The organism is Cupriavidus sp. P-10 (assembly GCF_003402535.2).
In the GTDB taxonomy this organism is placed as follows: domain Bacteria; phylum Pseudomonadota; class Gammaproteobacteria; order Burkholderiales; family Burkholderiaceae; genus Cupriavidus.
This window is the reverse complement of record NZ_AP025171.1, coordinates 146,845-164,864: the sequence shown is the minus strand read 5'-3', so window position 1 is coordinate 164,864 and position 18,020 is coordinate 146,845. Positions and strand designations below refer to the sequence as shown.

At 68.7% G+C, this 18,020-nt stretch carries 14 protein-coding genes; 6 read left to right on the top strand and 8 right to left on the bottom strand.

Annotation, left to right across the window (positions count from 1 at the left end):
* Nucleotides 1-30: 30 nt before the first annotated feature.
* The 7 genes from CTP10_RS17860 to CTP10_RS17830 form a co-directional block, all read right to left on the bottom strand.
* Nucleotides 31-372, bottom strand: a complete 342-nt coding sequence (locus CTP10_RS17860; protein ID WP_116323618.1) for a carboxymuconolactone decarboxylase family protein — start codon at nucleotides 370-372, stop codon at nucleotides 31-33.
* A 75-nt stretch (nucleotides 373-447) separates the two neighbouring features.
* Nucleotides 448-1,572 carry an acetoin dehydrogenase dihydrolipoyllysine-residue acetyltransferase subunit gene (locus CTP10_RS17855; RefSeq protein ID WP_116323619.1) on the bottom strand — a complete coding sequence of 375 codons (1,125 nt, stop codon included), beginning with the start codon at nucleotides 1,570-1,572 and terminating at the stop codon, nucleotides 448-450.
* Nucleotides 1,572-2,588 (bottom strand): alpha-ketoacid dehydrogenase subunit beta, encoded by a 1,017-nt coding sequence (locus tag CTP10_RS17850; RefSeq protein WP_116323620.1) that lies wholly within the window; start codon nucleotides 2,586-2,588, stop codon nucleotides 1,572-1,574. Before CTP10_RS17850 ends, CTP10_RS17855 begins: the two co-directional genes overlap by 1 nt.
* Nucleotides 2,589-2,636: 48 nt before the next feature.
* Nucleotides 2,637-3,638 (bottom strand): thiamine pyrophosphate-dependent dehydrogenase E1 component subunit alpha, encoded by a 1,002-nt coding sequence (locus CTP10_RS17845; protein ID WP_116323621.1) that lies wholly within the window; start codon nucleotides 3,636-3,638, stop codon nucleotides 2,637-2,639.
* 33 nt (nucleotides 3,639-3,671) lie between these two features.
* Entirely contained in the window at nucleotides 3,672-4,745 is a 1,074-nt protein-coding gene (locus tag CTP10_RS17840; protein ID WP_116323622.1) for an ATP-NAD kinase family protein, read from the bottom strand.
* A gap of 184 nt (nucleotides 4,746-4,929) precedes the next feature.
* Nucleotides 4,930-6,942 carry a sigma-54-dependent Fis family transcriptional regulator gene (locus CTP10_RS17835; RefSeq protein ID WP_116323623.1) on the bottom strand — a complete coding sequence of 671 codons (2,013 nt, stop codon included), beginning with the start codon at nucleotides 6,940-6,942 and terminating at the stop codon, nucleotides 4,930-4,932.
* Between the two features lie 225 nt (nucleotides 6,943-7,167).
* Entirely contained in the window at nucleotides 7,168-8,208 is a 1,041-nt protein-coding gene (locus CTP10_RS17830; RefSeq protein ID WP_116323624.1) for an LLM class flavin-dependent oxidoreductase, read from the bottom strand.
* Between the two features lie 269 nt (nucleotides 8,209-8,477).
* On the opposite strand from CTP10_RS17830, the gene CTP10_RS17825 reads away from it, so the two are divergent.
* Complete coding sequence (locus tag CTP10_RS17825) at nucleotides 8,478-9,233, top strand: IclR family transcriptional regulator (RefSeq protein ID WP_116323625.1); 756 nt, start codon at nucleotides 8,478-8,480, stop codon at nucleotides 9,231-9,233.
* 22 nt (nucleotides 9,234-9,255) lie between these two features.
* Here the strand turns inward: CTP10_RS17825 and CTP10_RS17820 are convergent, their stop codons facing one another.
* Nucleotides 9,256-12,048 carry a hypothetical protein gene (locus CTP10_RS17820; protein WP_116323626.1) on the bottom strand — a complete coding sequence of 931 codons (2,793 nt, stop codon included), beginning with the start codon at nucleotides 12,046-12,048 and terminating at the stop codon, nucleotides 9,256-9,258.
* A 179-nt stretch (nucleotides 12,049-12,227) separates the two neighbouring features.
* Between CTP10_RS17820 and CTP10_RS17815 the strand changes: the two genes are divergently transcribed.
* The 5 genes from CTP10_RS17815 (at nucleotide 12,228) to CTP10_RS17795 (ending at nucleotide 17,982) form a co-directional block, all read left to right on the top strand.
* Entirely contained in the window at nucleotides 12,228-12,941 is a 714-nt protein-coding gene (locus CTP10_RS17815) for an IclR family transcriptional regulator (RefSeq protein ID WP_116323627.1), read from the top strand.
* 90 nt (nucleotides 12,942-13,031) lie between these two features.
* Entirely contained in the window at nucleotides 13,032-14,639 is a 1,608-nt protein-coding gene (locus tag CTP10_RS17810; RefSeq protein WP_116323628.1) for an OPT/YSL family transporter, read from the top strand.
* A gap of 65 nt (nucleotides 14,640-14,704) precedes the next feature.
* Entirely contained in the window at nucleotides 14,705-15,889 is a 1,185-nt protein-coding gene (locus CTP10_RS17805) for an aminotransferase class V-fold PLP-dependent enzyme (RefSeq protein ID WP_116323629.1), read from the top strand.
* Nucleotides 15,890-15,942: 53 nt separating this feature from the next.
* Nucleotides 15,943-16,698, top strand: coding sequence for a dipeptidase PepE (gene pepE, locus CTP10_RS17800; RefSeq protein WP_116323630.1), 756 nt, complete (start codon nucleotides 15,943-15,945; stop codon nucleotides 16,696-16,698).
* A 123-nt stretch (nucleotides 16,699-16,821) separates the two neighbouring features.
* On the top strand, nucleotides 16,822-17,982 hold the full coding sequence (locus CTP10_RS17795; protein ID WP_116323631.1) for a porin: 1,161 nt from the start codon (nucleotides 16,822-16,824) through the stop codon (nucleotides 17,980-17,982).
* Nucleotides 17,983-18,020 lie beyond the last annotated feature (38 nt).

Genomic DNA, 18,020 nt, shown 5'->3' with positions numbered 1-18,020 from the left:
CAATAAACGATAGGGCCGAGTCTAGCAAGGCTAGCCATTGAGCGCATCGAAATAGGCCAGCGCCTTCGACGCATACATGGCGCCGGGACCGCCGCCCATCTCGATATTGAGCGCCAGCACTTCGCCCAGCTGCTCGCGCGCGGCGCCGTGCCGCAGCGCTTGCGCCGTGTGGAACAGCACGCAGTCGTCGCAGCCCTTCTGCACGGCCAGCGCGACCGCGACCAGTTCCTTGATGGCGGCGGGCAGGCTGCCTTCCTGCGTGGCGGCCTTCATCAGGCCCTGGAATGCGCTCATGGCGGCGGGCTGGGCGTGCGCGAGCGCGCCGAACTGCTTGTTGATCTGGGCGAGGCGGGTCTTCAGTTCTGTGCTCATGGGAACGGTCGTCGTGTTTCGGTGGAAGGAAAGCTCACGCGGGCGGCAGCGCATGCCGCCGCCCGCGCCGCGGCATCAGCCGCCGAGGTGCTGCCGGAGCAGCGCGTTGAAGTCGTTGGCCTTCTCCATCTGGCTCATATGGCCGGCATCGGCAAAGACCTTGACGGTAGCGTCAGGCGGCGCCGCCTCGGCATGCCCGGCCGGGATGATGCGGTCCTGTCCGCCCCACACCACCAGCACGCGCTTGCCGCTGTCGGCCAGACGTTGGCCGGGCTGCTCCTTCTGCCTGCCGCCGCCGAACAGGTCCTGCCCGAGCGCGGTCAGTGCTTCGGTCACGCCATCCAGCCGCTTGTAGCGCAGCAGGTCGTCCAGCATCTGCCGGCTGACCAGCCCGGCATCCGCAAACAGCAGTTCAATGACCGGCTTCAGCTCGCGCCGCGACTGCGCATTGACGAAGCCCTCGGTATAGCCGCTGTTGACCGCTTCGCCGAAGCCCACCGGCGACACCAGCGCCACCGACAGCACCCGCTGGGGCGCGTCCACGGCAAGCTGCGCCGCCACGCCGCCGCCCATCGAATGGCCGACCACGTGCGCCGCTTCGAGACCGGTCTCGTCCATGAAGCGCGCTACAAAGCCGGCCATCTGCGCCAGCGTCGTGCCCGCGAGCCGCGGCGACGACTGTCCATGGCCGGGAAGGTCCAGTGCCACGACCGTGTACGCGTCGGCGAGAGGATCGAGGTTGAACAGCCAGTTGTCCAGGTCACCGCCAAAGCCGTGGATGAAGAGCACCGCCTCGGCGCCGTTGCCCTTGCGGGCGTAGCGGACGCGGACGCCGTCCACGTCGGCAAACTGGTACGCGGCTGCGGCGTCTTCCTCGTCGCCGCCGTCCGCGGGCGCTTCATAAGCCGATACATACGCGTCGATATCCGCATCGCTCACCTCCGCCGGAGCCAGCACGCCAAGCAGGGCCTTGACCGGCAGCACGTCGCCGGCCTGCGCCACCTTGCGGCGCAGCGTGCCGGCGTCCGGCGCCTCCACCGCATTGGCGATCTTGTCGGTTTCCACATCGAGGATCGGCATGCCCACGGTAATCTCGGTGCCCTCGTCGACCAGCCAGTCATTGACCGTGCCTTCCTTCATCGACAGGCCCCATTTGGGCATCACGATCGGGGTGATGGTGGGGGATTGTGCCGTTGCCATCAGTGCTTGCCTCCCTTCACGGTCTTGCGCGCGGCGGCAGCGATCTGCGCGGCGCTGGGGATATACAGGTCTTCCAGCGTGGGCGAGAACGGCACCGGCGTATGCGGCGGGCATACCATCTCGATGCCTGCCTTGAGCGCGCCGAAGGCCTGCTGCGCGACCTGCGCGGAGATATCGGTGGCGATATTGCAGCGCGGGCTGGCTTCATCAACGACCACCAGGCGGCCGGTGTTCTCGACCGATTCCAGCACCGTGTCCATGTCCAGCGGCGACAGCGTGCGCAGGTCGATCACTTCCGCTTCGATGCCTTCCCTGGCGAGCGTGGCCGCCGCTTCCAGCGCGCGGTGCACCATCAGCCCGTAGCTGACGATCGATACGTCCTTGCCGTCGCGCACGATATTGGCCTCGCCGAACGGGATCGCGTAGGCGCCCTCCGGAACCTCGCCTTCCAGCCCGTACAGGTTCTTGTGCTCGCAGAAGATCACCGGGTCGTTGTCGCGGATCGCCTGGATCAGCAGGCCCTTGGTGTCGTATGGCGTCGACGGGCACACCACCTTGAGCCCGGGGATATGCGTGAACAGCGGCGTCAGCATCTGGCTGTGCTGCGCGGCGGCGCGGAAGCCAGCGCCGACCATGGCGCGGATCACCACCGGGGTTTCGGCCTTGCCGCCGAACATGTAGCGGAACTTGGCCGCCTGGTTGAAGATCTGGTCGAAGCAGACGCCCATGAAGTCGATGAACATCAGCTCGGCGATCGGACGCATGCCGCACGCCGCGGCGCCGATGGCAGCGCCCACGTAGGCCGATTCGGACAGCGGCGTATCGAGCAGGCGGTCGCCATGCTTGGCGTACAGTCCCTTGGTCACGCCCAGCACGCCGCCCCAGGCGTCCTTCTCACCATCCGCGCCGGCGCCGCCGACGATGTCTTCGCCCAGCATGATGACGCTGGGGTCGCGGGTCATTTCCTGGTCGATCGCCTCGTTGATCGCCAGCTTGATGCTCAGTTTGCGAGCCATGTTTGTCTCCTGATAGTTCGGTTAGCCGTCTTGTTGGCGAGAGGCGGATCAGTAGCTGACGTAGACGTCGGTGAGCAGGTCCTCCGGACCGGGCAGCGGCGCGGCCTTGGCTTCCTGCACGGCGTGATCGATCAGCGCGGCGACTTCACGGTCGATGGTGTCGAGTTCCTCGCGCGCGACCACGCCGGCCTGCGTCACGGTGCGGGCGAACAGCTTCAGGCAGTCCTTGTTGGCGCGGATATCGTCGAGCTCGCCGGCGGCGCGATAGGTCTGCGCATCGCCCTCGAAGTGGCCGTAGAAGCGAACCATCTTGCATTCGAGCAGCGACGGGCCGCCGCCTTCGCGCGCGCGGCGGATGACTTCGCCGGCGGCCTCGTGCACGGCAAAGAAATCGGTGCCGTCCACGGTCACGCCCGGAATGCCGAAGCCGGCGGCGCGGTCTACATAGCTGTCCACGGCCGTGCCATATTCGCGCGAGGTCGACTCGGCATAGCCGTTGTTCTCGATCACGAAGATCACCGGCAGGTTCCACACCGCAGCCAGGTTCAGGCTTTCCAGGAAGGTGCCCTGGTTGGAGGCGCCATCGCCGCAGAAGGTGATGCCGACCTCGCCCTTGCCGCGGAACTTGGCCGCCAGCGCGGCGCCGCAGATCAGCGGCGCGCCTGCGCCGAGGATGCCGTTGGCGCCCATCATGCCCTTGGACAGGTCGGCGATATGCATCGAGCCGCCCTTGCCGTTGCAAGAGCCGCCCTTCTTGCCATAGATCTCCATCATCATCGCCACCGGATCCACACCCTTGGCAATGCAGTGGCCATGGCCGCGGTGCGTACTGGCGATGCGGTCGCCATCGTTCAGGTGGTGCAGGATGCCGACGCCCGCGGCTTCTTCACCTGCATACAGGTGGACGAAGCCCGGGATGTCGCCCCGCGCGAAGTCCACGTGCAGGCGCTCCTCGAAATCGCGGATGGTGCGCATCTTCCGGTACACCGTCAGCAGCGTCTCCTTGTCGAGCGGCAGCGCGCCGGGATCCTTCGAAGCTCTGGCTGTCATGTCTGTCTCCTTCGTTCTATCAAGGTTTGCACTTCAGGAAAGGCAGGTAAGCAACGGGTTGCTGCTGCGCATCAGCCGATGCTGCGCGGCATAGCGCATGCAGCCCGCCACGTCGATGCTGCGAAAAGCGTGTTCATGCAGGGTCACGGTGACTTCGTCGTCAGGGCCGAAGGCCAGCTCGCGTTCGCCGTCGAGCGCGACGATGCCGCTGCGCTGGCGCACGCGGTGCGGGCGGCCGTGTTCGAGGCGCTCCCAGCCGGCCACCGGCACCGTGCACAGCAGTCCCGGCGCGATCGGTGCGCGCAGGTCGAATTCGCCTTCGCCCGGCGCGGCCAGCTCGATCGCCAGGCCGCCGGGATCGCGCCGGCCGAGCGGTTCCAGCAGGCCGGCGATAGCTGACAGGCCGATGGCCTGCGGATCGGCGAACGACACATAGACCGCGGCGAGCGTGTCGGTCTTCCACAAGGCGCGCGCGCCGATGAAGTGTTCGTGCGAGATCACCGCATCCACCAGCGCGATGTCGCGGCGAAAGCCGCCGTCGCCGTCGCGGATGACGATGTCGAGCCGCTTGTTGGAGGCAAGCGCGTGCTTGTCGGGAACGCGCCCGGTGGCGTAGAGGCCGGTGGCGAGGCCGGTGATGGTCGGCTCGCGCATCTCGGGGTAGGCGTTGTTGGTGCCGGTCGACAGGCCGGCGATCGGAACGCCGCCACATTCGCGCACCACCGCGCGATGCGTGCCGTCACCCCCGAGCACGATGATCGCGGCCACGCCGGCGTCGGCCATGCAGCGCGCGGCGTGCAGCGTGTCGTCGACGCGTGCGGTCACGGGCATGTCGAGGTATTCGACGGCGGGCAGGTCGGAGTCGGGGCCTTGGCGACGCGCCAGGTGCCGCGCCAGCATGACGCGCAACCCTTCGCGGTCCGGCATCATCAGCACGCGGCCCACGCCGCATGACGCCAGCGCGGCCAGCAGGCGCAGCACGATATTGACGCGATCGGCCAGCTGCAGGCTATTGGCGTTGGCGATCACGCGGCGGATATCGCGCGCGGAAATCGGGTTGGCGATGATACCGACCAGTGGCGTGCCGGCGCCGGCTGCGTGCCCCATTGCCTGTCTCCTGTTGTCGTTGTGGTGACAGGCAAATTGCAATGGCTGTGCCAGTGCGCGCAGGGCAAAAAATGCGCAAAAACCGAGGGATTACCCGCAGCGGAAAGGCAAAGCGGAGCGCTGCGATGTGACAGGTGTCACAGCACAGGTGTACAGCGGGTGGACAGCCGTATCGCGAGCCCGCTCAGTGGGCGGGCTTGCCGCCCTCGTCGTCGGCCCCGTCGCGCCGGTTAGGCGACTGGATGCCGTAACGTTCCATGCGACGGTACAGGGTCATGCGGCTGATGCCGATCTGGCGCGCAACCGCGCTCAGGTTCCAGCCGGAAGCGCGCAGGTACTGCATCAGCAGCATGCCTTCGGGCGGCAGCTGGTGCGGGTCGAATGGCGCGGCGGCGCTGTCGCCGGCAACCGGCGCAGCTTGCGCGGGTGCAGCGGGAATGGCCGCGGTCCCGAGGCCATCGGGCAGGTCCTGCTCATCGATATAGCCGCCGGTGCAGACGGCGCGCGCGTATTCCAGCACGTTGCGCAGCTCGCGCAGGTTGCCCGGCCAGCGATGGCGATGCAGCCGCTCGCGTGCCGCCGGCGACAACGTCACGGCCTGGCCGGCGCCTTCCTGCAGCAGCTTGGCCATCAGCCAGTCGAGGTCGCTGCGTGCGCGCAGTGGCGGCAGTTCGAAGCGGGCGCCATTGAGGCGGTAGAAGAGGTCCTCGCGGAAGCGGCCTTCGGCGACCAGTTGCTCCAGGCCGTGGTGCGTCGCGGAGATGACGCGCAGCCGCACTGGCACGGGCCTTGCGGCGCCGACCGGCAGCACCTCGCCCTCGGCCAGCACGCGCAGCAGCCGCGACTGCAGCTCGCGCGGCATGTCGCCGATCTCGTCCAGGAACAGCGTGCCGCCGTCGGCTTCCTGGATCAGCCCGCGCTTGCCGCGCGGGCCGGCGCCGGAGAAGCTGTTGGGCAGGTGGCCGAACAGCTCGCTCTCGATCAGCGTTTCCGGGATCGCCGCGCAGTTCACCGCGATGAACGGGCCGCTGCGGCGCGAGCTGGCCTGGTGCAGGGCCTTGGCGAAGAACTCCTTGCCGCTGCCGGTCTCGCCGTGGATCAGCAGGTTGATCGGCGAATCGACCAGTCGCGCGGCGCGCTGCAGTTGCTGCTGCAGCGCGATATCGCCGCCGGTCAGTGCGGCCAGCGCGTCGGGCATGGCCACCGGCGCTTCCTTCGCCGGTGCCTGCCAGCGCAGCGCGGGCGGCATCACGCTCAGGTACAGCAGCCCGCCGCTGCGGTTCAGCGCCACCAGCCGCTGTTCGCTGGGCCGGGAGTAGACATAGTTGCCCAGCTCTTCCAGCCGGGCGCCGAACAGTGCCTCGAACCGCTGGCCGAGCACGGTGGCGCCGGCCGCGCCGCCCAGCTCGCTCTCCAGCATCAGCCGGGCGCGGTGGTTGTGGCCGACAATGCGGCCGGCCTCGTCCAGCGCCAGCAGGTATTCGGGGTTGACGTCGACGAACTCCGGCGCGACGTTCAGCTTCAGGATCCAGTCGCGCCGGTGCGCGCGCAGGAAGTTGGCGTTCTCGATATGGGCGGCATAGATGCGCACCAGCTGCAACGCCAGCCCCTGGCTGTCCTTGGCATGCGGCGAGGTCAGCGCGGAGATGTCGAGGATGGCGTGCAGGTTGCCGTGCGTGTCGAACAGCGGCGCGGCGGTGCAGGTCAGCGGGATATGGGTCGCGTCGAAATGGTCGGCCTGGTGCACGGTGAGGGCTTGCCCGGTGACCAGCGCCGTCCCCACTGCACAGGTGCCGGCGCCGCTTTCGCTCCATTCCGCGCCGAGATAGAGGCCGGCGTGCCGCAGCGCGGCATCGGTGCGCGCATCGCCGATATAGTCGACCGTCACGCCCTGCGCATCGGTCAGCAGCACCACGTACCCCAGCGCCGCCACCTGGCCGTACAGGCTCTGCAGGCCGTGGCGTGCGATGCGCGCGAAATCGTCGATGCGTTCCTGGTGTTCGCGCAGCCGCGGCTGCGGCAAAATGCGCGCTTCCTGCATGCGCGAAGGATCGAGCCCGTACTGGTGCACGCAGCGCCGCCATGAGTTCTGGATGATGGCGTCGTGCGCGATCCGGTCCGCCAGCACGGCGGGCGGGGCTAGGTATGTGGTGGCCTGGACCACCGTCTCGATGTGCTCGCGTTGCCGCAGGTCCATCGCTGTCTCCTGGTCGTCGCTGCCGTCGGCCCCGGGAGTCTCTCTGAGGGGGCGGTGGATCGGGCGGACTGTGCGGGCGCGTGCCTGGGTGGCCGCGCCTCTGTCTGGTCTCGGCCTTCTAATGTATCCGAGCGCATCGGCGGGATGCAAACCAGAATGGCAGACAGGAGTCACGAGACGGCGGCAAGCGCACGCCGCAAGTGCGGCGTGCGCCATACCGGATGCTCAGAGTGCGGCGTTGGCCTTGAGGCTGCGTGCCGCGCCTGCGGCGATGTCGAAGGAGCGCAGCCGCGCCTGGTGGTCATAGATCTGGCCGGTCAGCATCAGTTCGTCCGGCTGCAGGTCATCGACAAAGCGCTGCATGCCGGCGCGCACCGACTCCGGATCGCCCACCACCGAGCACGCCAGCGAGCGGCGGATATGGTCGGCCTCGCTCTCGGTCCACAGCGACTCGATGTCGTCCACCGGCGGGCGCAGCTGCCCCGGCGTGCCGCGCACCAGCGCCAGGAACTGCTGCTGCAGCGAGCTGAACAGGCGGCGCGCCTCGTCGGCGCTGTCTGCGGCGAAGACGTTGAAGCCGAGCATCACGTACGGGCGATCCAGCGTTCCAGAGGGCCGGAAGGTGCGGCGGTAAAGGTCGAGCGCCTGGCGCATGAAGCCCGGCGCGAAGTGCGAGGCAAATGCGAACGGCAGGCCCATCGCCGCGGCCAGCTGCGCGCTGAACAGGCTTGAGCCCAGCAGCCAGATCGGCACCTTCAGGCCGGCACCGGGCACGGCACGCAGGCGTTGGCCGGGGCGCACGTCATCGAAATACGCCTGCAGCTCTTCCACGTCCTGCGGGAAGGTATCGGCGCTGTCGCTGGTCAGATGGCGGCGCAACGCGCGCGCGGTGGCCTGGTCGGTGCCGGGGGCGCGGCCCAGGCCCAGGTCGATGCGGCCCGGATACAGCGAGGCCAGCGTGCCGAACTGCTCGGCGATCACCAGCGGCGAATGGTTGGGCAGCATCACGCCGCCGGAGCCGACGCGGATGGTCTGCGTGCCGTTGGCGACATAGCCGATCAGCACCGCGGTGGCTGCGCTGGCGATGCCGGGCATGTTGTGGTGCTCGGCCAGCCAGTAGCGGTGGTAGCCCAGTTGCTCGGCATGGCGCGCCAGGTCGAGTGAATTGCGCATGGCCTGGCCGGCGTCGCTGCCCTGCGGAATGGGAGCCAGGTCCAGCACCGAGTAAGCGATGCCGGTGGCGGTGGGGAGAGAGTCGCGATTCATGTTGTCGTTGGCGGGCGGCGTACGCCACACGTGCGCAGTCCCGCGGCAATGCGGATGGATCGCTATGTTAGTGAGCCCGCGCGGATCGTGCTGGCGACGGATTCGCGGCCCTGCGGGCGGCGTGGGTATCTGCCGATGCGGGGCAATGCGGGCCGATGCGGGCCGATCGGGCCGATCGGGGCGACGCGGGCCAATGCAGCATCCGGGCGGAAAGATTGAGCCGCGCGCCGCTTGCCCGTACCATTCAGCCCGATGCGAAGGAACGATCGATGACTCTCAAGACACTGGACGGCGCGCTGGCCCTGCTGACCCACTTCACCGTGCGCCAGCCCACCTGGGGCGTGCGCGAACTGGCCAAGCACAGCGGCGTGCACTACGCCGTGGTGCACCGCGTGCTGGCGACCTTTGCCGCCAATGGCTTCCTGGTGCAGGACGCGGCTACCGGCAAGTATTCGCTTGGGCTGCGGCTGTTCGAGCTGGGACAAGTGGTGCGCAAAAGCTTCTCGCCGGACGAGATCGTCCGCCCGGTACTCGAGAAACTGGCCGCGCAAAGCGGCGAGACCGTGTTCCTGTCGTGGCTCGACGGCCATGAAGGCCTGTGCGTGGGGCTGGTGCAGAGCCAGCACCAGCTGCGTTTCTCGATCGAGCTGGGCGAGCGCTTTCCGCTGTACGCGGGGGCGCATGCCAAGGCGATGCTCGCCTTCCAGGACGATGCCTTCCGCGACGAAGTCTATCGCCAGGGCATGGCGCGCATAGGCCCGCACAGCACGCTGGACCGCGAGCGCACCGAGCAGCAGCTGGCCGAGGTGCGCGAACGCGGCTGGGCCCATACGCGCGAGGAAGCCGCGGCCAGCGTGGCCGGGCTGGCGCTGCCCCTGTGGTCGCGCGACCGCAGCGCGGTGGTGGGCTCGGTGGCGATTGCCGGGCCGCAGCAGCGCCTGGATGAGGCCGCCGTGCCGCGGCTGCTGGAGGCATTGCGCGACGCCAGCGGCCGGTTGGAGGACGTGATCGGCTTCGTGCGCTGACGCCGACGTTCAGGCCACCCGATCACGCCAGCAGCGCCTTGCCCACTTCGCCGCCCAGCACGCGCTGGCCGATCGCATGCCCCAGCGCGCGATAGCTTTCCCATTGCGCTTCATCGAAGAACTGGTCGCCGGTGCCTTCCTGCGGAAAGGCCGGGTGCGTGGCGCCATAGTGCCGCACGTCTGCCGGCGCCCATGACACCAGCCGCGACTTGAGCAGCACGATGCGGCAGACCCGCGCGCGCGGCGCCGCGCATGCCGGGCCGGTGCGGTACACGTTGAGCAGCACCGCGCATTTGTCGGCGTCCGGGTCGCTGGCCGCCCCGCCCGGCAGGAAATCGTCCGGCACGCCGAAGACGCGGCTCAGCACCGGGTGCGTGGTGGCGGCCCCGGTATCGACCACGATCTCCAGGCCATGGTCGATGCGCGCGAGGCGGATCAGGTTGGCGAGGTCGCCGAAGCGATAGTCCGGGTCGCCGCCACAGTCGCACAGCACGATCAGCGCTACGTCCCGGCCCGGACGCAGCAGCTCGTAGACACCGGTGTTGTCGAAATGCCCGCCGTCCGACAGGTACTGCCAGCCGCGCCGCGTGCCGTGGAAGCGGGCGCTCAGCTCGCACCCCAGGTAGTACTGCGTGCGAAACATGCCGGCGGCCAGCCATGGATGCGTGGCGCGTTCGGGATGGCGCCACCGCTTGCCCTCGCGCCCGCCCTGGCGCGCGTACTTCGCCGGATACGAGGGCCACCAAGTGCCCAGCCGCAGGTTGGCCAGGCCCAGCAGCAGCGAGGTGCCGAGCGTGGTGGCACGGCCCAGCCCCGTTGACACCGCCGCCCCCGAGATGGCGATCCAGTCCCCTACCGTGAGCGATTGCGCCAGCTTGCCCGATGCAGGCCATGACGCGTCCGGGCAGCATTGCCAGCCGTCGATGGTGAAGCGCGCATAGGCATCCGGCGCGAAGGTGGTCGCGGCGCCCGGCTGGGCTACGCTGGCGCCGGGCGCCAGGCACAGCGGCTTGCCTTTGCGGTCGCGCTGTACCAGTTGCTCGGCCGGATCGACGGTCAGGTTCAGCGTCACGTTGATCAGGTGCAGCGGTGCCAGCACGCGCGGATCGTAGTAGGCATTGAGGCTGAGCTGGTCGCCGGGCACGGGCTCCGCCACGCTGAAGCGCGCGCGCCGGCGGCGGTCCGCGACCGGATCGGGATCGGGCGCGGCAAAGCGCTCGCCATTGGACGCGCCCAGGTAGGCACGCGTGAGCCGAGCCGCGTAGAAAGGCTGCAGCGTGGAAAGGTTCAGGAAGCCGGTAAAGCGGCCGGCGACCAGCGCCAGCACCAGCGCCACGACCGTCAGCGTGGCCAGCGCCGGGCCGGTGTGGGCCGTGCCGTACACCAGCCAGTCGACCGGCTCGCGGCCGTCCCAGCGCACCCACAGCACCAGCCACGACCACAACACGAACAGCAGCAGCGCCAGCACCGCCGCGGCCGCGCCCGCCAGCAGCGAGACCGGCAGCCGCGCGTACAGCGCGCGCCAGGGCGTATCGGCGCTGCCCTTGCGGCCTTCGTCGAGCCAGCCCGCACCGTAGCGCACCAGCCAGACCAGCGCGCCCAACACGCCCAGTACGCTCGCGGGCAGCGCCGCGCCCCACGGAGGGTGCGCGGCATGGGCATACAGGTAGGCGGTTCGCGCGGCGGTATCGGCCACGCCCAATGCCGCGAGCCACAGCGTGAGCGTGACCGCCGTGCGCAACGCACGCGTGGCGCGCACGCGGTAGCCGGCCACGGTGCGCGGTTCGCCCTGCAGCATCACCAGGCAACTCAGCACGCCCAGCCACGTCAGCACGCCCAGCGCGGCAAATAACTGCGCCGAGACCAGCTCGGCGCCAAGCCATTCCGACCAGCGCGCAGCGGCCAGCAACAGCAGCCCCAGCAGCGTTGCCACCATCGGCGCAGGGCTGAAAAAGCGCGCTGGCGCCTGCGGGTCGCTGGCGCGCGGATTGACCAGCCAGTACGCCAGGCCGGGCGGCACCCCGCCGATCACCGCGGTGGCCAGCGGCAGCCACAGCCAGGGGCTCCACCAGATCGCGCACTCGCCCTGGTTGAAAGCCTGCCGCGCGTCGTGCAGCAAGTCCATTTCATAGCGTCCGAACCCGTACCAGGCGCCCGCCGCGCCATGCAGCAGCAGCGCCAGCAGGGAGAGCAACACCAGCAGCGCGCTGCCGATCACGAAATGCATGGCCAGCCAGTTGCGCACCACCAGCGCGGCGGCATAGAGGTTGTCGCCCGCGCCGGTAGGCGACAGGTAGCGCCCGTTCTCGCGCAGCCACGCGACCGCGCCGCGGCCGGGATCGGCGGCATAGGAGACCGAGGTGTGGATGCGCCCGGGCGGCTCGCATTGCAGGGTGTGGTAGGCGTCTGCCGCGGCCTGGACCGGGCCGGTGCCGCGGCCCAGGCGCCCCGGCACGAACAGGCTGACGAAGAAGGCCCCGAGGTAGCCGCCGCCGCTGACGGTGGACAGGTAGTCGAATTGCGCCAGCAGCGAGGCCAGCCCGGGCACGGTCTGCGCCGCCGCGGCGGTGCTGGCTGCGGGAGTGGGGGGAGCCCCGGTGTCCGCGGGGTTGGCTGCGGTGTTGGCCGGCATGTCGGTGCCCGCCATCGCCTGCATCACGCCCAGGCAGAACGTGGCACTGCGGATGCCGCCGCCGGAAAGCGCCAGCGCCCAGTTGCGCTGGCCGTCATGCGTGCGCGGTGCGATGCCGAGCTGGCGGCGGCGATGCGCGATGCGGGCCGCTTCGTCGCCGGATCCGTGGTCTTCCGCAGCCATGGGCGCCTCCCCCTAGCAGTCGGCCTGCGCCAAGTATAGGCGGCGGCGCATGGCCGATATTCGCCCAGAGCCCGGATACGACTGCGTGTTAACCCTGATTGTTGCGGGTCGGGCCGAGGCCTAGCATTTCTCTGTATCAGAGACGTTGTCTCTTAAATAGAGACACAAAGCAGTCAGTCATGCTCAAAACCCTGGATGGCGCCCTGGCGCTCCTCACCCATTTCACCGCTCGCCAGCCCAGTTGGGGCGTGCGCGAACTGGCTCGCGAAAGCGGCGTGCACCACGCCGTCGTGCATCGCGTACTCGCCACATTTGCCGCCAACGGCTTCCTGACGCAGGACGTCGCCGGCCGCTATGGGCTTGGCCTGCGCTGGTTTGAGCTGGGGCAAGTGATGCGCAAGACGTTTTCGCCGTCAGAGGTGGTCCAGCCCGCGCTGGAGGCGCTGGCGCAGGAGAGCGGCGAAACCGTGTTCCTGTCCTGGCTGGACGGTCACGAAGGCCTGTGCACGGACATCGCCCAGAGCCAGCACCAGCTGCGCTTTTCAATCGAGGTGGGCCAGCGCTTCACGCTGGACGCCGGCGCGCATGCCAAGGCGATCCTGGCATTCCAGCCGGAAGCATTCCGGCGCCAGCTCATCGGCGACGCGCCTGAACTGGCCGCGCAACTGGCCCAGGTCCGCGCCGACGGCTTTGCCTATACCTGCCAGGAATCCGCGGCCACGGTGGCCGGGCTGGCATTGCCGCTGCACCACCGCGAGACCCAGGCGGTGGTGGGATCCCTCGCCATCGCCGGCCCGCTGCAGCGGCTGACGCGCGAGGCCGTGCCGCGGCTGCTGGAAGCGCTGCGCGCGGCAAGGAAGACGATCGGCCCGGTGGCGGGCTTCATGCGATAGGGGGCGATAGGAGGTCGGGATCGCCGGCCAACGCAATCGCGCACACACGACACACAAAACCAGACAACACTACGGGGAGCGGTGGACAACATGACCATGCCAACACAACTGAACGCGCCGATTGCGGCGCAGCCCGCGACACGGACGCGCTTTATGGAGCCATTGCTGCTGCTGGTCTCCGTGGGGCTGTCGGTGTTCGGCGCCATGATCGGCATGCAGCTGATCGTGTCGCTGGGGATTTCGGCCAATACGTCGATCATCGGCGCGCTGATCGCGATCGTGTTCTCGCGCATCCCGCTGGAGATCACGCGGCGCTTCCGCGTGCTGGAGCGGCAGAACCTGGTGCAGACCGCGATCTCGTCGGCCACCTTCGGCGCCGCCAACTCGCTGATGATCCCGATCGGCGTTCCGTACGCGATGGGCATGCCCGAGCTGGCCACGCCGATGCTGATCGGCGCGGTGATTGCCATGTTTGTCGACGGGGCGATGCTGTACTTCCTGTTCGGCAGCAAGATCTTCCCCGCCACCGGCACCTGGCCGGCGGGCATCGCCACCGCCGAGGCAATCTGGGCGGGCGACCGCGGCGGCCGCAAGGCGGCGTTCCTGGGCCTGGGCATTGCCGTGGGCGTGGGCGGCGCCTGGCTGGGCGTGCCAATGTCGGCATTCGGCGCGGCGTTCCTGGGCAACCTGGCGGCGCTGACCATGTTCGGCATCGGCCTGCTGGTGCGCGGCTATTCGGTGGCGGTGACCGGCATCGATATCGCCAAGGCCTATATCCCGCACGGGTTGATGATCGGCGCGGGCATCGTCGCGCTGTTCCAGGTGGCCACCGAAATCCGCCGTGCGCGCAACGCTCCGGCGGCCGATGCGCGCACCATCGAAGTCCCGGCCTCGCGCGCCAGCCGCATCCTGTCGGGCGGCTTTGTCGTCTACCTGGCGATCGCGCTGCTGATCTCGCTGCTGGCCGGGCACGTGTCGGACATGTCGCTGGGCATGCTGGTCGTGTTCGTGCTGTACGCCGCCTTTGCTGCATATGTGCACGAATTGATCGTCGGCATCGCGGCGATGCACTCCGGCTGGTTCCCGGCCTTCGCGGTGGCGCTGATCACGCTGACCATCGGCATCCTGATCGGCTTCCCGCCGACGGCGCTGGCGGTGCTGGTGGGCTTCTCGGCCGCCACCGGCCCGGCCTTTGCCGACATGGGCTATGACCTCAAGACCGGCTACCTGCTGCGCGGCGAGGGCCGCGACATGGAAGCTGAAATCGCGGGCCGCAAGCAGCAGTTCCTGGCGGCGATGGTCGGCTTCGGCGTAGCCGCCGTGGTGGTGCTGGTGTTCCACGGCACCTTCTTCTCGCAGGGCCTGATCCCGCCGGTGGACCGGGTCTATGCGGCATCGATCAAGGCCGGCTCGTCGGCCGAGATCGCGCGCAACCTGGTGATCTGGGCCATCCCCGGCGCGCTGCTGCAGTGGCTCGGCGGCTCCAAGCGCCAGCTCGGCATCCTGCTTTCCACCGGCATGCTGATCGCCTCGCCGCTGGCCGGCTGGGCGGTGCTGGCTGGCCTGCTGATCCGCTTCGTGGTGCAGCGCCTGCGCGGCGACAAACATCTGGCCGAGATGAGCGCCTTTGCCGGCGGCGTGATCGCCGGTGATGCCCTCTTCAGCTTCTTCGGCTCCGTCACCAAGCTGAAGAAATAAGCCCTGCGGCAAGCCATCCCTGGGCGCATGCGCTGCGCCCCGCCTGTCATTACCCGAGACGTTCCATGGATATCCAAGCAATCCGCGCCGACACTCCGCTGACGGCTTCCACCATCTATCTCGACACGGCCGCGGCCTCGATTCCGCCCGACGCCGTGCTCGACACCGTGCGCAGCTACCTGCTCGATACCGGGCACGTCGGCATCTACCTGCCGGCGTTCCGCAAGGAGACCTATGCACGCGTGGAAACCGTGCGCGGCAAGCTGGCCGGACTGCTCAACTGCGCGGCCGACGAGATCGCCTTCACCAAGAACGCCACCGAAAGCATTTCCATCGCCGCGCGCGGCATCGCCTGGCAAGCCGGCGATGAAGTGCTGGTTGCCGATACCGAGATGCTGAGCAACCTGCTGCCATGGCGCCGGCTGGAGCAATCGCACGGCGTCGTGGTGAAGATGGTGGCGGCCAATGCCGAAGGGCTGCTGAGCGCCGAGGCGTTCGAAGCCGCGATCACGCCGCGCACGCGCCTGCTGACGTTCTCGCACCTGCCCAATTCCACTGGCGCGGTGCAGCCCGCCGCGCAGATCTGCGCGGTGGCGCGCAAGCATGGCGTGCTGTCGCTGGTCAATGCCGCGCAGAGCGTGGGCGTGCTGCGTTCCGATGTGGCGGAGCTGGACTGCGACTTCCTCGCCGGCTGCGGGCGCAAGGCGCTGCGTGCGACCGAAGGCTCGGGCTTCCTGTATGTGCGCCGCGCGCTGATCGGGCAGGTCGAGCCGATGCTGGTGGGCTGGTGGAACGGCGCGTACGACCGCAATACCGGCGCGCTGTCGCTGGTGGCGGGCGCGAAGCGTTTCGAGGCCGGCTGCCCGATCGTGCCGGCCATCCTCGGCATGGGCACCGCCATCGACTACGCCACCGCCATCGGCATCGATGCCATCGAGGCGCGCGTGCGCGACCTGACCGGGTACGCGGTGGCGAAGTTCGCCACGATCCCCGGCTTCGAGCTGTACGGCCCGGCCGACGTGACGCATCGCATCGGCATCGTGCCGTTCAATGTGCGCGGCGTCGACCCGGCGCGCATCGTGGCCGCGCTGGAAGCGCAGCAATGCATCATCGAAGCGGGCAACTTCATGGCCGATTCGATCCTGGCGCGCTACGGCGTGTCGACCATGGCGCGCGTGTCGCTGCACTACTTCAACACGCACGAAGAGATCGACCGTGTCGCCGGACTGGTCCGCGCCGCCATCGCCTGAGCCTGAATCCCTGAGCCTGAACCTAGCCACACCGAACAGACGGAAACCAAGACATGACCCAACGCATCCTCCTGATGAGCAGCTCGCGCAAGGACAACCTCGGCTACCTGGAGCACGCCGGCGAGCAGATCCACACGCTGCTGAAGCGCGAGCCGCGCAAGGTGCTGTTCGTGCCGTTCGCGGGCGTGACCTTCAGCTTCGATACCTATGAAGGCATGGTCAAGCCGGTGTTCGAGAAGCTCGGCTACGCGCTGGAGTCGATCCACCACAGCGCCGACCCGCTGCGCGCGGTGCAGGAAGCCGAGGCCATCGCCGTGGGCGGCGGCAATACCTTCGCGCTGCTCAAGCGCATGTATGACGCCGGCATGGTCGATGCGATCCGCGCCAGGGTGCGCGCGGGCACGCCGTATGTGGGCTGGAGCGCCGGCAGCAACGTGGCCTGCCCGACCATCCGCACCACCAACGACATGCCGATCGTGCAGCCGCCGTCGCTGCGCGCGCTGGGGCTGGTGCCGTTCCAGATCAACCCGCATTTCATCAGCGGCAAGCCTGCCGGCCACAACGGCGAAAGCCGCGAGGAGCGCCTGGCCGAGTTCCTGAACATCAATGCGCCGGAACAGGTGTTCGCGCTGCCGGAAGGTTCGGCGCTGTACTCGGACGGCACCACCGGCACCGTGCTGGGCGAGCGCAATGCGCTGTGGTTCCCGGCCGAAGGCAAGGTCGAGACCCTACGCGAGGGCGAGCCTTTCCCGCTGTCGCAGATCACCGGGCCTGCCGGCATGCAGGACTGGCCGGGCTTTGCAGCCTGAGTTGCCTGATCTGCTGATGCGCTGACGCCGGGCCCGACCCGGCCACAACAAACAAAAACCCGCCCGCGGGCCGCGCTGCGCCGCCCGCGCGGCCCCCTTTTTGCCCTCTGGAGGAGAAATACAATGAGCCAAACCCTTCGCCGCGCCGTTCGCCTGGCATTTCCCGTGCTGCTGGGCCTGCCGGCCGCCGCGATGGCGCAGTCCGGCGTGACGCTCTACGGCGTCATCGATACCGCGCTGACGTACCAGACCCATTCCAACCCCGCCGGCGATGCGCAGGTCGGCCTGCAGCAAGGCGGCGAAGGCTTCCTGTCGGGCAGCCGCTTCGGCCTGAAGGGCATCGAAGACCTCGGCGGCGGGGTAAAGGCCGGCTTCGTGCTGGAAAACGGCTTCCTCGCCGACACCGGCAGGTTCGACCAGCAGGGCCAGCTGTTCGGCCGCCAGGCGTACGTGAAGATCGGCAACCAGTGGGGCGAGCTGGCGCTGGGCCGGCAATACACCACGGCCAACACCATGCTGTATTACGTCGATCCGCTCGGTGTGGGCGCGGCGCCGTCGAACTCGTGGATGGTGTACCTGACCGGCCAGCGCTACGACAACGCCGTCAGCTACACCGGCAACTTCGGGCCGGTGTCGCTGATCGCCGAGTACGCGCTGGGCGAGACCGCGGGCAACACCCGGGCCACCTCGTCGATGTCGTTCGGCCTGAAATACGCAGCCGGCCCGATCACCGCGATCGGCGATTTCCAGCAGACCCGCGACAGCCAGAGCCGCTCCGCGAACATCTACCTGGCGGGCCTGAAAGCCGCGGTCGGCCGCGCCAGCCTGTTCGCCAACTACATCCACAGCGACCGCGACGCGGGCTTCGACTCGTCCAAGGGCGGCACCGATACGGCCACCATCACCAGCATGTCGACCGCGGCCACGCCGACCAACCGTGCAGCGATCAACTCGGTGTTCGGCAGCAGCCGCCACGATGACTTCTTCACGCTGGGCGCGAGCTACGCCATGACCGGCAACGTGACCCTGACCGGCAGCGTGATGCACAACCGCACCCGCGCCGACAGCTTCAGCGGCAACCGCACCACCGCGTATGCCGTGGCCGACTACGCCTTCAGCAAGCGCACCGACACCTACCTGGCAGTGGCCTACGAGCGCGTGCATGGCGACTGGTCGGGCCTGTTCGGCAACAACACCACCAACTGGACCGGCGGCAGCGGCACGCCGCTGGACGGGCGCGACAGCCAGGCCACGGTAATGGTCGGCCTGCGCCACCAGTTCTAACGATTCAACCGACGCCCCGCCCGCATCGCGCGGGCCGG

What these genes read in the sequence shown, in the direction of transcription:
- pepE (WP_116323630.1), top strand. Translation starts at nt 15,943, where the DNA reads ATGACCCAACGCATCCTCCTGATGAGCAGCTCGCGCAAGGACAACCTC.
- CTP10_RS17810 (WP_116323628.1), top strand. Translation starts at nt 13,032, where the DNA reads ATGACCATGCCAACACAACTGAACGCGCCGATTGCGGCGCAGCCCGCG.
- CTP10_RS17860 (WP_116323618.1), bottom strand. Translation starts at nt 372, where the DNA reads ATGAGCACAGAACTGAAGACCCGCCTCGCCCAGATCAACAAGCAGTTC.
- CTP10_RS17825 (WP_116323625.1), top strand. Translation starts at nt 8,478, where the DNA reads ATGACTCTCAAGACACTGGACGGCGCGCTGGCCCTGCTGACCCACTTC.
- CTP10_RS17830 (WP_116323624.1), bottom strand. Translation starts at nt 8,208, where the DNA reads ATGAATCGCGACTCTCTCCCCACCGCCACCGGCATCGCTTACTCGGTG.
- CTP10_RS17855 (WP_116323619.1), bottom strand. Translation starts at nt 1,572, where the DNA reads ATGGCAACGGCACAATCCCCCACCATCACCCCGATCGTGATGCCCAAA.
- CTP10_RS17805 (WP_116323629.1), top strand. Translation starts at nt 14,705, where the DNA reads ATGGATATCCAAGCAATCCGCGCCGACACTCCGCTGACGGCTTCCACC.
- CTP10_RS17850 (WP_116323620.1), bottom strand. Translation starts at nt 2,588, where the DNA reads ATGGCTCGCAAACTGAGCATCAAGCTGGCGATCAACGAGGCGATCGAC.
- CTP10_RS17795 (WP_116323631.1), top strand. Translation starts at nt 16,822, where the DNA reads ATGAGCCAAACCCTTCGCCGCGCCGTTCGCCTGGCATTTCCCGTGCTG.
- CTP10_RS17840 (WP_116323622.1), bottom strand. Translation starts at nt 4,745, where the DNA reads ATGGGGCACGCAGCCGGCGCCGGCACGCCACTGGTCGGTATCATCGCC.
- CTP10_RS17845 (WP_116323621.1), bottom strand. Translation starts at nt 3,638, where the DNA reads ATGACAGCCAGAGCTTCGAAGGATCCCGGCGCGCTGCCGCTCGACAAG.
- CTP10_RS17835 (WP_116323623.1), bottom strand. Translation starts at nt 6,942, where the DNA reads ATGGACCTGCGGCAACGCGAGCACATCGAGACGGTGGTCCAGGCCACC.
- CTP10_RS17820 (WP_116323626.1), bottom strand. Translation starts at nt 12,048, where the DNA reads ATGGCTGCGGAAGACCACGGATCCGGCGACGAAGCGGCCCGCATCGCG.
- CTP10_RS17815 (WP_116323627.1), top strand. Translation starts at nt 12,228, where the DNA reads ATGCTCAAAACCCTGGATGGCGCCCTGGCGCTCCTCACCCATTTCACC.